8 protein-coding genes are annotated in these 14,414 nt (G+C 70.2%); all 8 read right to left on the bottom strand.

Translation table 11 applies throughout. From position 1 onward, the window contains the following. Positions 1–19: 19 nt before the first annotated feature. Positions 20–5,317, bottom strand: coding sequence for a pullulanase-type alpha-1,6-glucosidase (pulA, locus tag ACFVDI_RS07890; RefSeq protein ID WP_378902546.1), 5,298 nt, complete (start codon positions 5,315–5,317; stop codon positions 20–22). Between the two features lie 137 nt (positions 5,318–5,454). Then, positions 5,455–6,843: an alpha-amylase family protein gene (locus ACFVDI_RS07885; RefSeq protein ID WP_378902543.1), complete on the bottom strand. Its 1,389-nt coding sequence runs from the start codon at positions 6,841–6,843 to the stop codon at positions 5,455–5,457. Between the two features lie 204 nt (positions 6,844–7,047). Beyond that, on the bottom strand, positions 7,048–8,214 hold the full coding sequence (locus ACFVDI_RS07880; RefSeq protein ID WP_378902540.1) for a lipid-transfer protein: 1,167 nt from the start codon (positions 8,212–8,214) through the stop codon (positions 7,048–7,050). Further along, positions 8,211–8,594 (bottom strand): MaoC family dehydratase, encoded by a 384-nt coding sequence (locus ACFVDI_RS07875; RefSeq protein WP_378902537.1) that lies wholly within the window; start codon positions 8,592–8,594, stop codon positions 8,211–8,213. The genes ACFVDI_RS07880 and ACFVDI_RS07875 overlap by 4 nt, the downstream gene beginning before the upstream one ends. Beyond that, complete coding sequence (locus ACFVDI_RS07870; protein ID WP_378902534.1) at positions 8,591–8,995, bottom strand: Zn-ribbon domain-containing OB-fold protein; 405 nt, start codon at positions 8,993–8,995, stop codon at positions 8,591–8,593. The genes ACFVDI_RS07875 and ACFVDI_RS07870 overlap by 4 nt, the downstream gene beginning before the upstream one ends. Next, positions 8,992–9,501 carry a MaoC family dehydratase N-terminal domain-containing protein gene (locus tag ACFVDI_RS07865; RefSeq protein WP_378902533.1) on the bottom strand — a complete coding sequence of 170 codons (510 nt, stop codon included), beginning with the start codon at positions 9,499–9,501 and terminating at the stop codon, positions 8,992–8,994. The genes ACFVDI_RS07870 and ACFVDI_RS07865 overlap by 4 nt, the downstream gene beginning before the upstream one ends. Then, complete coding sequence (locus tag ACFVDI_RS07860; RefSeq protein ID WP_378902531.1) at positions 9,498–11,678, bottom strand: acyl-CoA dehydrogenase; 2,181 nt, start codon at positions 11,676–11,678, stop codon at positions 9,498–9,500. The genes ACFVDI_RS07865 and ACFVDI_RS07860 overlap by 4 nt, the downstream gene beginning before the upstream one ends. Before the next feature lie 35 nt (positions 11,679–11,713). Continuing rightward, positions 11,714–14,401, bottom strand: a complete 2,688-nt coding sequence (locus ACFVDI_RS07855) for a P-loop NTPase fold protein (protein WP_378902529.1) — start codon at positions 14,399–14,401, stop codon at positions 11,714–11,716. Between the last annotated feature and the right edge of the window lie 13 nt (positions 14,402–14,414).

Genomic DNA, 14,414 nt, shown 5'->3' with positions numbered 1-14,414 from the left:
CGCGTCCGTTCTGCTTCCGTCAGCGGGTGAAGATCGCCACCGTCCGAGCGGGCACCGTGAAGGTGCCCGAGCCCGAGTCGAACGAGGACGACTTCACGACCTCGTCGGCGCCGCCGGCCTGGGTCGGGTGCAGCTGGTAGCCGGCGCCCTCGGCGTCCTTCACCGTCTGGCGCTGGGTCGTCGTGGTCGCGTTGAAGACCACCATGAGGTCACCGAGGCGCATGGTGATGACGCCCGGCGTCTCCTCCTTCCCCGAGAGCGGGAACGACAGCTTCTCCTGGACCTGTCCGGTGGTGGCCAGGTGGAAGGCCGGCTCGTCCGTACGGATCCTCAGCAGGTCCTGGTAGGCAGCCGAAGCACCGTCGACGTCCGAGCACGACGGGGCCGAGACCGAGCCCAGCAGCGGCTTGGCGTAAGGCCACTTGTCCCGGTTGTCGGTGGCCGGCGGCAGCCCGCGCCCGAAGCCGTTGCCGTCCTCGCAGTCCCAGTGGATGGCGTTGAACCAGTCGCCCGAGTCGTAGGAGTTGCGGTCCAGCGACTTCGAGCGCAGCAGATCGGTCCCGGCCTGGGACAGCGCCGGCCCCTGGGAGAGCGCGGCGGTCGCCATCGCGAGCACCTGCATCCTGGCCCGGTCCGCGGTGCTGGTGGAGGCGGGCAGCTTGAAGGTGAGCGCGTCGTAGAGCGACTCGTTGTCGTGCGCGTCGGCGTAGGCCAGCGCGTCCCCGGGCTCGGCCGCGTAGCCGGCCGGTGAGCCGTTGTAGTCGACCTCGGCCCCCGTCACCCGTCGCCCGTCGGTGTCGGTGAACGAGTAGTCGGCGAGGTTGCCGGAGAGCCCGACCTTGATCAGGTCCTGGTAGTGCAGCAGGCGGGCCCGCTGCTCCGCCTCGGTGCCGTTCGCCGACGAGGAGTTCGGGTCGGTGTAGAGACCGCTTGCGAAACCCTGCACGCCGGGGTCGGCATCGAACGGTCCCCCGCCGCGTACGGCGTCTCGGGCTCGGTCGCTGAAGGTCGCGATGCCGGTGCCGGCCATGTTCTTCTGGGTCGCCTGCACGAAGCGGGCATCGTCGGCGATCTCGCCGAAGTTCCAGCCCTCGCCATAGAGGATGATGCTCTTCCCGTCCACGCCGTCCTTCTCCAGGGTCAGCGCGTCGAGAGCCTTGCGCACCTCCAGCATGTTGGCCTTGGGGTGGTGGCCCATCAGGTCGAAGCGGAAGCCGTCGACCTTGTAGTCCCTGGCCCAGGTCACGATCGAGTCGACGACGAGCTTGCCCATCATCGCGTTCTCCGGCGCGGTGTTGGCACAGCAGGTCGAGTTGGCGACGGAGCCGTCGGCGAGCAGCCGCTGGTAGTAGCCGGGCACGATCCGGTCGAGCACGGACGTCTTCGCCTGGCCGCTGCTGGTGGTGTGGTTGTAGACCACGTCCATCACGACTCGCAGGCCGTCCTCGTTGAGCGCCTTCACCATCCGCCGGAACTCGACGGTGCGGTCGGTGCCGTCCGGGTCGGTCGCGTAGGAACCCTCCGGGACCGTGTAGTGGTAGGGGTCGTAGCCCCAGTTGTACGCATCCCCGGCGGCCGCCGCGGCGACGCACTCCTGCTGCTCGTCGCTGTCCGCGGCGTACGACTCGAGGTCGCAGTCGGGGGTGGTCTGGTCGCCCTTCTTCTCCGGGATCGTGGCGATGTCGAAGGCCGGCAGCAGGTGGACGTACGACGTTCCGGACTCGGCCAGCTTGCGCAGGTGCTTCACGCCGTCGCTGTCCTCGTCCGCGAAGGCGAGGTAGCCGCCCGGGTGCTCGCTGGTCTCGTCCTCGACGGAGAAGTCGCGGATGTGGAGCTCCTGGATCTGGGCGTCCTTCAGTGCCACGGCCTCCGGCTTCTTCAGCGTCGACCAGCCCTTCGGGGCGAGCGATCGGTCTCCGAGCTCGACGACCACACTGCGCTCGGAATCGGCGGTCAGTGCGACCGAGTAGGGGTCGGTGACCTTGTTGGTGACGAGCTTCTGCACGCTCGGCGCCCATACCTTCACCAGGTAGCGGTACTCCTTACCGCGCCAGGAGGAGGCTGAGCCGGTCGCCGACCAGACGCCGCTGGCGCGGTCGCGGCGCATCCGCACCGACTTGCCGTCGAGCTCGAGCTTCACCTCGTGCGCCGTCGGCGCCCACACGGACAAGGTCACCTTGCCGTCCTTGAACACCGGTCCGAGCGACGCCTTCTCCGCCCTCGCGGCGTAGAGGTCGTCGAGGATGCCCTGCGTCTGGACGCCGGTGCCGGTGACCAGGGCACCGTTGCCGATGCGCTGGGTGAGCACGACCTGGCCGGCCAGCGCCTCCCGGATCCGGTCGCGGTCGCGGGGATCGACGGTGAACGCGGCGTACTCCTTCAGGTGCGGGAACCGTGCCTTCTGCTCGTCGCTCAGTGACCCCGGCTGGAGCCGCAGCCAGTGACCCTCGCTGCTGAGCGCACCGTCCTCTACGGTGATGCCGCCGTCACGGTCATAGACCAGCTGCGTGGACAGCGCCGAGCTGCTCGCCTTCTCCTTCGGCAGCACGACGGTGGACTTGTCGATCCACTGCGCGTGCGCCTTGCTCAGGTCGAGCTCGGGGGCCGACCCGACCGACGGCAGCAGGTAGCCGGTGTCGCCGGAGTTGAGCCACACCTCGTGCCCGTACGTCGCCAGGTCGAGCGAGCGGTCGTTGGGAATGTCCTTCTCGTCGCCCTTGTGGACGATGTAGTTGAGCGAGGTGGCACCGTCGACCAGCGGCACCTCGAAGGTGACGCCGTACGCGTCCTTGCCGGTCGGCTGCAGCGGCTTGGACCACTCGGTCGGGTTCGCGGCGCCCGTCCAGGTGTGCAGGCCCCAGCCGTCGTAGTCGCCGTCGGCGCGGTGGAAGTGGATCACGGCCTTCGACGTGTCGGGCGCCGGGTAGACACCCTCGGGCCTGATGGTCTCCTGGCCCTCGTTGCCGGTCTCGACCCAGACCTCGCCGGTCTCGGCGAGGTCGATCGTCCGCTGGCCGCCGTCGGCGGTGCCGTCCTTCTCGACCGTGTAGGTCACCGAGGACGCGCCGTCGGGGAGCTTCACCCAGGCGAAGGCGCCGTAGGCGTCTCGGCCGCTGAACTCGCCGCTCTGGTCTCCCGCACGCAGGGACCACCCGGCGTAGTCGCCGTCGGCGCGCCGGTAGTGCACGACCGCGTAGTCGCGGTCGACGGCACTGGGCGTCTCGGCCTCGGGCGCCTGGCCGGCGGTGGTCTCCGCCAGTGCGCTCGCGGTGCGTCCGTCGCGGTCGACCACCACGGCCTTGTAGCGCAGCGCGGTGCCCTTCGCCACGGTCGCCGGCACGTACTGGGTGATCTTGTAGGGGGCGTGGTCGACGGAGCCGAGGGTGCGCCACTTCCCGGTGCCGATCTGGGCGGCGAAGACGACGCGGGCGTCCGCGGTCTTGCCCGGGTCGGCGGTGAGGGTGACGGTGCCGGTGGCACCTGCGTCGGGGGCGGTCAGCGACAGCGCGGGCTTCGCGGTGGCCGCCGGGAGGGTGTCCTCGGCGCGCAGCACGACCGAGGAGAGGGCCGGGACGGTCACCTCGATCGTGCCGTCCTCGGCGGTCTCGGTGGCCTCGCCGCCGTAGATCGTCTCGAAGGCCGGCGACTCCACGTGCAGGCTGACCGTCTTCGGCTCGGTGGCGTTGTTGAACGCGACCACGTACTCGCGATCCTCGCCGGTGCGCGAGAAGGCGTAGACGGAGTCGGCGGCGTGGAGCTCCTTCTGGGTGCCGTCGGTCAGGGCCGGGTGGTCCTTGCGGAGCTTCGCCAGCGCGGCGATGGCGCTGTAGATCGGGTGGCTGGTGTCGTACGCGTCCGAAGCATGGGTGCGGTCGGTGCCGAGCTGGTCGTCGTCGAGGTAGTCGGCGACCTCGGAGGCGAAGAGCGTCTGACGGGCGTCCTTGTCGCCGCCGGCACCAGTGAAGCCCTGCTCGTCGCCGTAGTAGACGACCGGGTTGCCACGGGAGAGGAACATCAGCTCGTTGGCGAGCCGGGCCCGCCCGACGAGCTCGGCGTCGCTCGCGTCCGGGTGGTCGGCCGCGAGGAAGGTCCCGATCCGGCCCATGTCGTGGTTGCCGAGGAAGGTCACCTGCTCGTAGGCGTTGGCCTTGCCGGTGGCGTACTTGTAGTCATCGGCGAAGACTCCTGCCAGCCGGTCGGCCGGGGCACCGAGCGAGGAGTAGGCGCGGGCGGCGTCCTGGAACGGGAAGTCCAGGGTCGCGTCGAGGCGGCCGCGGGTGACGTACGGCGAGGTGACATCGGTGTCGGCGGAGTAGACCTCGCCGAACATGAAGAAGTCCTCGCGGCCCTGCTCGGCGGCGTAGGCGTCCAGCGCGGTCGCCCACTCGGTCCAGAAGTCGAGGTCGACGTGCTTGACGGTGTCGATGCGGAAGCCGTCGATGTCGAAGTCCCGGACCCACCTCTGGTAGATCTTCGCCATCCCCTCGACGACCTCGGGACGCTCGGTCCACAGGTCGTCCAGGCCGCTGAAGTCGCCATAGGTGGTCGACTCGCCCTCCCAGGTGGAGTCGCCCCGGTTGTGGTAGAGCGTCGTGTCGTTGAGCCAGGCCGGCACCATCTCACCGGTCTTGGCGGTGCTGTCCGGGGTGTAGGGGAACGAGTCCTCGTCGACCTTCGCGTCGTCCGAGGACGGGTCGGCGTCGTCGAAGGGGCGGCCCTCGGCATCCAGGTAGGGAAAGGCGCCCTTGGGTCGGTAGCCGTACTTCTTCTCGGCGTAGTCGACGGTGTCGGCGGTGTGGTTGGTGATGACGTCGAAGAAGACCTTCATGCCCTTGGCGTGGGCCGCGTCGACGAGCTTCGCGAGGTCATCGTTGGTGCCGAAGTGCGGGTCGACCTGGGTGAAGTCGGTGATCCAGTAGCCGTGGTAGCCGGCCGAGGCGTTCGCCCCCTCGCCCTGGACCGGCTTGTTCTTGAAGATCGGCGCCATCCAGATCGCGGTGGTGCCGAGGCCCTTGATGTAGTCGAGGTGCTCGGTCAGACCCTGGAGGTCGCCGCCCTGGTAGAAGCCCTTGTCGGTCGGGTCGAACCCCGTCGACATCCGCGAGCCCGTCAGTCCGCCCTTGTCGTTGGCGGTGTCACCGTTGGCGAACCGATCGGGCAGCACGAAGTAGAACTGCTCCTTGGTCGCGTCGTGACGGGCCGGCTCGGCGGCCAGCTTCGCGTCCGAAGGCGGCTTCGGGGCATCGGCCGCCGAGGCCGGTGTGGCCGTCTGCAGCGCCGTGGCGAGCAGTGCGGTCGCGACGACGGTCGCGGCCATCCGGGGCGCGCCGTGTGCGCCACTTCTTCGATTCACCGGTGAGGGCCTCTCTGTTGTGCGGGGTCGTTCGAGGTCGTGCTGCGTGCCGGCCGGCCGGCGCCCATGGGGGACGGCGCCGGACGGCCGGGCCGAGGGGGTCAGCTGCAGCTCAGCGCGCCGACGTGCAGCGCGAGGGCGGTGTTGGCCCCGAGGGTGGCGGTGAACTGGCCGGAGCCGTTCACGGTGACGCTCCTGCCGCTCTGTACGTCGCAGTAGGTGCCGGCTGCCAGCGACGTCTGGAAGGTGCGGGTGAGCGAGAAGGACTCGTGGTTGATCGCGACGTACGCCTTGCTGCCTCGCCCGAAGGCGATGGCGTCGGCGCCGTTGTCCCACCAGTTCGTGACGGCCTGGCCGCGGGCGGTGTTGCGGAGGGCGACCATCTTCTTGATCTCCGGCCAGGCGTGCTGGCACTTCCAGCCGTCCTGCCAGCAGGCGTTGACCGCGCCGGCGTTGGGCGGGCCGGCGTCCTTGTCGCTCCACTCGTAGCCGGAGTTGATGTCGGGCGAGCCGTAGGGCCAGGCCAGCATGAAGACGTTGGCCAGGGTGTAGTTGGCGCCGTCCTTGTAGTTGAGCGTGTCGCCGCCGCGCTCGGTGTCGTGGTTGTCGACGAAGACGCCCGAGCTGCCCGAGGACATGTAGCCCCAGCCCTCGCCGAAGTTCTTCAGGTAGGCGAGGTTCTCGTTGTTGAAGACGCGCTTCAGGTCCCGGGCGTAGCGGAACTCCTGGACGTCGCCGTTGCCGAGGTACTCGCTGGGTGAGACCGCTTCGCCTGCCCCGTAGATGGCCTCCTGCTTCCAATAGACGTTCGGGTTCGTCAGCCGCGACTTGATGTTGGCCAGGTCCGAGGCGGCCATGTGCTTGGCGGCGTCGATCCGGAAGCCGTCGACGCCGAGGGAGAGCAGATCGTTGAGGTAGCCGGCGATCCTGCCGCGTACGTAGTCCTCGCCGGTGTCGAGGTCGGCGAGGCCGACCAGCTCGCACTCCTGGACGTTGAAGCGGTCCTGGTAGTTGCTGATCGTGGCCGTGCAGTTGTTGAGGTCCCAGCTCGAGTAGAGGCCGGGATAGTCGTACTTGCCGTAGGACGAGCCGCCGGTGCCGGTGCCGGAGCCTGCGGACATGTGGTTGATGACGGCGTCGGCGACGACCTTCACACCGGCGGCGTGGCAGGTGTCGATCATGCTCTTGAAGGCGGTGCGGTCGCCGAGCCGGCCGGCGATCTTGTAGCTGACGGGCTGGTAGGACGTCCACCACTGGGAGCCCTGGATGTGCTCCTGCGGCGGCGACACCTGGACGTAGCCGTAGCCGGCCGGGCCCAGGGTGTTGGTGCATTCCTTCGCCACCGAGGCGAAGTTCCATTCGAACATCACCGCGGTGACGTCCTTGTCTCCCGGTGGCGCGGCCTGTGCCGGGGCCGAGACCGGGATCGTGAGCGCGACAGCAGCTCCCGCCGAGAGGGCAAGTGCGGCAGCCATGGACTTGAGAGCCATGGTTCCTCCTAGGTCGAAGGCACGCGCCGCGTCCGGACAGGTGGTGGGGGTGACACGACGCGCTTGAATCTTGCTGCAAGATCTTGCAGGCTGACCGTATGAGTGATGCCGGTCACACGTCAACCCCTGGAGGGTGGGCATCTCACGACAGCACCCCCGGGCGGAGCCCGGGGGTGCAAGACCTTGCGCAAAATTTCAACGCGGTCAGGGTGGCGTGAGGATCAGTCCACTCGTAGGCACCCCTGTGCCGGCGGTGACGAGCACATGGGCGGCGTCGGCGACCTGGTTCACCGAGGTGCCACGGATCTGGCGTACGGCCTCGGCGATGCCGTTCATGCCGTGCAGGTAGGCCTCCCCGAGCTGACCGCCGTGGGTGTTGACGGGGAGTCGTCCGCCGAGCTCGATGGCCCCGTCGCGTACGAAGTCCTTCGCCTCTCCCCTGCCGCAGAAGCCGAGCTCCTCGAGCTGCATGAGTACGTAGGGGGTGAAGTGGTCGTAGAGGACGGCGGTGTCGATGTCGGCCGGGGTCAGGCCGGACTGGCGCCACAGATCCCTGGCGACGACGCCCATCTCGGGGATGCCGATCTCGTCGCGGTAGTAGGAGGTCATCACGTACTGGTCGGCGGCGCTGCCCTGGGCGGCCGCGGCGATGGTGACCGGCGGGTGGGGCAGGTCGCCGGCCCGCTCCGGGCTGGTGACGACGATCGCGACGGCGCCGTCGGACTCCTGGCAGCAGTCGAGGAGGTGCAGCGGGTCGGCGATCATCCGGGAGGCCTGGTGGTCCTCGAGCGTGATCGGCTTCTGGTAGAAGAACGCGGCTGGGTTGGTCGCGGCGTGGCGACGGTCGGCGACGGCCACGGCGCCGAAGTCGTGGCTGGTCACGCCGTAGTCGTGCATGTAGCGGCGAGCCTGCATGGCGACCGTCGCGGCCGGCGTCGAGAGGCCGAGCGGGTAGGTCCAGGCGTTGTCGAGGCCGTTGGTGTTGACCTGCTGGGCGGCCCAGGGCTGCACCTGGCCGAAGCGCTGGCCCGAGCGCTCGTTGAAGCCTCGGTAGGCGACCACGACGTCGGCGACACCTGTCGCGACCGCCATCGCGGCCTGCTGGACCGTCGCACAGGCCGCGCCGCCGCCGTAGTTGATCCGGGAGAAGAACCTCAGGTCGCCGAGCCCGAGCTCGCGAGCCAACGCGATCTCGGAGCTGGTGTCCATGGTGAAGGTGGTCAGCCCGTCGACGTCTCCCGGCGTCAGGCCGGCGTCCGCCAGGGCTGCCCGGGTGGCCTCGACGCTCAGCTGGAGCTCGGAGCGGCCGGACTCCTTGGAGAACTCGGTGGCACCGATGCCGACGATCGCGGCCTTCCCGCTCAAGCTCATGCGGCGACCCTCACGGTTCCGGTCACGTGTGCGCCGAGCGAGACCGCGCCGGTGACCTGGATGGTGGCGACGCCGTCCGCCACCTCGGTGACCTCGCCGGAGAACGAGAGCGTGTCGTAGGGGTAGGCAGGGGCACCCAGACGGATCGAGATCCCCTTGATCTGCACGTCGGTCCCCGCCCAGTCGGTGACGTAGCGCTCGCACAGCGCCGTCGAGGTCAGGATGTTCATGAAGATGTCCTTCGAGCCGGCAGCCTGAGCCCGGTCGCGGTCGTGGTGCACGTCCTGGAAGTCGCGCGTGGCGAGCGCGGTCGAGACGACCAGCGTCGGGGTGATCGGGAGCTCCCAGGCGGGGAGCTTCTGTCCAGTCTGCAACGTCATGGTCTCCTCCAGATCGGGAGCGTCAGCTCCTCATCGATCACGTTCCAGTCGACGACGAGCCGCTCGCCGATCCGCAGGCCGTCCCCGCCCTCGGCCGGCACGCCGGTCACCTCCGCCACCATGCGTACGCCTTCGGGCAGGTCCAGCAGGGCCACCACCAGCGGGAGCTCCTTGCCGGGCAGCCTGGGGGCGTGGATCACGGTGAACGAGTACACCGTGCCCTCGCCGCTCGCGACGACATGGCCACGGTCGTACGCGTCGCAGCTCAGGCACGCGGGACCCGGCGGGTGCCGCAGGGTGCCGCAGGCGTTGCAGCTCTGGATCCGCAGCTCCTGCTTGGCGGTGCCTTCGAAGAAGTACGCGTTGTCCCGGCCGATCACCGGCCGTACGGGCCCACTCATGACTTCCCCTTGGGGATGAACTTGAGGACGCGGAACAGCATGGTCGCGACGCGTTCGTCCCCGACGTACCAGGTCGATCGGGAGGTCACGAAGTAGCCGACGCCCATCCCGGTGCTCTTCGGGCCGACGACGGAGTCGAGCGCGGTGGTGACCCGGACCTGCTCCCCGACACGGAGATAGCGGTCGTAGCTCTGCTCGGAGTTGGTACCGAGGACCCCGTGGAAGCCGGCATCGGTGAGCACGTTCATCATCGCGTGCAGCGGATCGCGGTCCGGATGACGACCGCCCTGGCCGTACATCGTCCACACCTGGGCCATCGACGGCGGCGCCTCGCCCTGGTGGAAGCGCTCGGACTCGAGTCCCATCGCCTCGAGCCAGTTGTTGATCGTCGGCTGGTTGACCAGGTCGCGGGCGTCGCGCTCGGCGGCCTCGCCCCATGCCTTGATCTCCTCGGCGGCGGCCGTGACCTTCTCGTGGATCGCGTCGTCCACCAGTGGCCCGCTCATCGCGGCACCCTCGGCATCCCGAGTCCGAACATCGCGATCAGCTCGCGCTGGACCTCCTGGACGCCACCGCCGAAGGTGAGCACCAGGTTCCGCTTCGCCTGGGCGTCGAGGTAGTCGAGCAGGCTCTTCGTGACGGGTTCACCGGGGTCGCCGTGGCGGTGGACCAGGGCGATCAGGTCGGCCAGCAGATGCTGGACCTGGTCGGCGGCGAAGACCTTCGAGGCAGACGCGTCGGCGACCTCGATCTCGCCCTGCTCGGCCGCGCGCGCGACCTCCCAGTTGAGCAGCTCGTTGACGCGGAAGACGGCGGTGGTCTTCCCGATCAGCGAGCGTACGTCCGGGCTGTCGGTGACGCCCCGAGCCGTGGCCCACCGCAGGACCCGGTCGCGCAGACCCTCGATCCGGCCGGCCGGGCCCAGCATGACGCGCTCGTGGTTGAGCTGGGTCGTGATCAGCTTCCAGCCCTTGTTCTCCTCCCCCACGAGCATGTCGGCCGGGACCCGGACGTCGTTGAAGTAGGTCGCGTTGACGTGGTGGGAGCCGTCGGCGGTGATGATCGGGGTCCAGGAGAAGCCCGGGTCGGTGGTGTCGACGATCAGGATCGAGATGCCCTTGTGCTTGGGCGCGTCCGGGTCGGTGCGGCAGGCGAGCCAGATGTAGTCGGCGGCGTGGCCGCCGGTGGTCCACAGCTTCTGGCCGTTGACCACGTAGTGGTCGCCGTCGCGCCTGGCGGTGGTGCGGAGCGAGGCGAGGTCGGTGCCGGCCTCGGGCTCGGAGTAGCCGATCGCGAAGTGCACCTCACCGGCGAGGATCCGGTTGAGGAACATCTGCTTCTGCTTCTCGGTGCCGTAGCGGATCAGCGTCGGGCCCACGGTCTGCAGGGTCACGGCCGGCAGGTGCACGTCGGCGTACTGCGCCTCGTTGGCGAAGATCGTCTGCTCGACCTCGCCGAGGCCGTGGCCGCCGTACTCCTTGGGCCAGCCGACGCCCATCCAGCCGTCGTCACCGAGCTGCTTGATGAGCTTCTGGTAGGTCGGGCCGTGTCGGTCCCAGGAGCCCTCGGGGCCAGGGTCGCCCGGCTCACCCTCATGGGAGAGGCCGGCGAAGTAGTCCCTGACCTCGGCCTTCAGCGACCGCTGCGCCTCGGTGAGCTCGTGGTTCTTGGCGTCGTCGGTCTCGACCGGCACGGCATCGGCCGGGGTGTCGAGCAGGTGCGCGATGTCGGTGCCCCAGGTGGTGAACGCGAGCAGCGGGTAGGTCACGTCGACACCCATGCCGCCGTGGAGGTGGTGGCAGGTGCGGAAGGCGTACGGCGCGACCTGGCTGGCCCAGTAGGCGGCGACCTTCAGGTCCGTGCCGGGCGCGCGGCCCTGCGTGACGGTGGCGACCGCGTTGTCCGCGGCGAGGTCCAGCGTGCGGGAGGTGACGTAGACATCGGCCATCTGCAGCGCGACGGCCTGGAACTCAGCGAGGGATCGGCCGAACTGCTGCCGGTTGCTCACGTACGCAGCGGTCAGGTCGCGCGCGCCGGCGAGCACACCGGCCGCACTCACCGCCAGGCCCGCGACAGCCAGGCCGGTCAGCGTCTCGAAGGCCCCCTCGCCGAGCGGCTCGGCCGGAGCGTCCTCGAGGACCACGGTGTGCTGCGGCAGCTCGCCCGAGGTGCTGGCCGGGACCAGCGTGACACCCGGTCCGCGCGGGTCGACCAGCACCACTACCGGCGCCCCGGAATCGGCCGCGGTCGCGGTCACCAGGAGGTGCGCGCTTTCGGCCGCGTAGGTGACCCCGATCTTGCGGCCGCTCACGGTGCCGTCGCGGTAGGTCGCAGAAGGCGTGTCGGGCCGTCCCGGCTCCAGCCACGCCGGGGTCAGCAGCGTCTCGCCGCTCGCCACGCCGGGCAGGATCGCGTCCTGCTGCTCGGAGGTCCCGCGCACGGCTAGGGTCAGCGCGCCGACCGCGAGCGTCTCCCACACCGGCACACGGACCGCGTGGCGACCCGCCTCCCGCAGCAGCACCGCGATCTCGGTCAGCCCGAACCCTTCGCCGCCCTGGGCTTCCGGCACGGGCAGCGCGGTCAGGCCGGCGCTCGCCCAGGCCGACCAGTCACCCCGGTCGGACTCGCGGGCAAGGACCTCGGCCACCACGCTGCGTACGGCATCGAGCGTCTCGTCTCCCATGCCGAAACTGTAACGCGTTCTAGTTTTCCCCGCTACTAGGAGGATGCCACTCCGGCGAGACCCATCGCCTCGGAGTGGAAGCTGAACCGGGCCACCTCGCCCACCCAGGGCCGGAAGTCACCGACCCGCAGACGGCCGTCCGCCGGCCCGCCCTCCTCGTCAGGAGAGCCCGGCGGCTGCACGACGTCGCGGATCCGGCGCCACCCGACGCAGACGTCGCAGCGACCCGCGCCGGTCTGCCGGCGGCGCAGGTGCGGCCCGCTCGGGTCGTGCAGGTGCCTGCTCTGCAGGTCGTCGACCAGGGCGCCCAGGGTGTGGTCCGGGGCATCGACCGACAGCATCTCGGACAGCAGCTCGGAGCCCTGCCGTGGCGCGCCGACCAGCACGGCCAGCAGTGTCGCCGCGGCCTGCCGCGCGGCGTGCACGTCGTCGCCGAGGATGCCCTCTTCCTCCTCCATGCCGAGCCCCGAGGTCAACCGGAGCAGTTGGTAGAGGTTGAGGAACCGCTTCACGGCCCGCGGCGTCTCCTGGGCGGCAGCCAGCGGCCGGAGGTAGTCCCACTCCCGCGGCGTCACGGTCAGCTGCAGGGCCGGGCGACGCTGGTCGAGGTGCTCGGGCGCCGCCGGCGGGGCCACCCCCGCGCCGGCGGCGGACTGGGGATCGGGTTCCTCGATGCGGGGGTCGTCCAGGTCGTGGCTGCGCACCAGGCGGCTGAAGTACTCCTCGGCGTTCGAGGCGTTCATCGGCCGCAGCGCGTACGGGATCTGGATGATCTTGTCGAGGAAGTCCAGCGGGTCGCCGATCTCGTCTCGAAGCCGCCCGCTCACCTCGGAGGCGTCCGGGTCCCCGGGGCGGGTGGGGTCGAGCTCGCGCAGCGACCGCCGCAGCCAGCGCGGGTCGACGCTGACCACGGCGACGAACAGGCGCGTCGCCTGCAGCAGGTTGAGGGTGTGCAGGACCTCGACGACCCGCTCCGGACGGCACCTGTCGAGGTCGTCGACGTGCAGCACGATGCGGCGGATCCGGAGGTCGTCGGCGGCCACCTGGGTGCCGAGCGTGCCGTCCCGGCCCAGCCCGTACGCCTCGGCCAGCTCCTCGAACTGGGTCTGGAGCACCCCGACGACTCCCCGTTGGACGTCGCGCTCGGCGGCCCGCTCCGGGTCGCTGAGGATCGTCTCCAGATCGGCCACCGCCGCCGTGGTCGGACGCGCCTCGGTCCGCTTCAGCCGCTCGTCGATGCGACCGATCTCGGCATCGACACCCGCCGCCACGAAACCCACCAGCCAGGACGCACCGGAGCGCACCTTCCGGTGGATGGCTGCCGCCTTCGGCACACCTTCCAGGATCGTCGCCCACACCGTGGAGAGGACCAGCAGCGCGGGCGCCGAGCGCAGCACGACGTCCGCCCACGCGCGCACCCTGGCGCCGACGTCGAGCCCCCAGGCCTCCCAGCCGAGCACGGTCGCCAGGGCGAGGACGAACGACGCCGCGCTGAGCATCACCAGGATGCGCATGACCTTGTGGTTGCGCCCGAGGACGAGGTCGGGCAGCGTACGCAGCGCGATCAGCGCCGCGCGCGGACGCTGCACCACCGAGTTGGTCCGCAAGGCGTCCTGGGTGCGCTCGAGCCGGCTCCGCGTCGCGGTCAGCGCCTTGCGCTCCTCGACCTGCTCACGCCAGGACGTCTCGGTCGACCCGCCCTCGGCGACGCGGCGCTCCAGGTAGCGGGTCAGCGACTCGAAGATCGCCCGGGACATCCCGACCATGACGTGGGTGTCGCTGTAGTGCCACGGGTTGAACTCCACGACGTCGACGCTGGTGTGGAACGTCGCCGGGTCCTCGGCGGGGAGCTCCACCTCGACCTTGTGCTTGAGCAGGCGCATGAAGGTCGACTTGCCACCGCCCCAGGGCGCCAGCAGGGCGATCGCCAGCGGCGGCTGGGTCGATCTGGCCGCGATCATCCGGCCGAGGGCGTCGACGTCGCTGTCGACGCCGAGCAGGTCGGCCATCGCTGGCCCGTCCTCGAGCGGCACCGCGTGGCGGTGGGCCGAAGGCCGCAGCCGCGGGCGGCGTACCGGCATCCGGTCGGCGCCGACGTCGCGGCGTGCCTTCTGCGCCCAGTCGAGCAGGCGCCGGGCGTGGTCGCTGTAGCGGCTGTGCGCGCCGAACCGCTCCGAGCGCTCGAGGTTGTCCACGTTCTCCTGGTAGAGCGCGATCGCCTCGTCGAACTTGTGGATGTCGGCGTACGCGTTGGCCAGGTCCTGGCGCGCCCGGACCTGGTCGATCATCCGATACGTGCCCTCGGTGAGCACGGCCCTGAGGTGGTCGTCGTAGACCCGGACCTGGCTGGTCGGGTCCTCGAGGAGGAGCCGGTAGGCGCGGGAGAGCTCGGCACGAGCGCTCCGCGCCTGCCAGCTCGGCGGTCCGTGAGCCGCCACCGCTTCGTCGAGGTGCTCGACGAAGACCTGAGCGCACCGCTCAGCCCGGAACTGCCTCCCGTTGGCGTCCGCGTCGCCGAGCTCGCTGCGCGGCGCCAGCAGCGTCGCCCTGGCGAGCGCCCAGCGGGCGTCGCGCGCGTCCTGGTGATAGGGGCCGACCTGCTCCTTGGTACGCCGCAGGATCGCGCGCAACGAGGCGACGCCGCCGTCGGCGCTGTGCCCGTGGCTCTCCCGTTCGATCGTAGGCGCGTCGTTCGGTGCTGCGGCTGCGCCGTCGTGTGGCACGTGAGCTCCTGGG

The sequence above is a fragment of the Nocardioides sp. NPDC057767 genome (assembly GCF_042798275.1).
GTDB lineage: Bacteria > Actinomycetota > Actinomycetes > Propionibacteriales > Nocardioidaceae > Nocardioides.
This window is presented reverse-complemented; position numbering and strand designations above follow the sequence as displayed.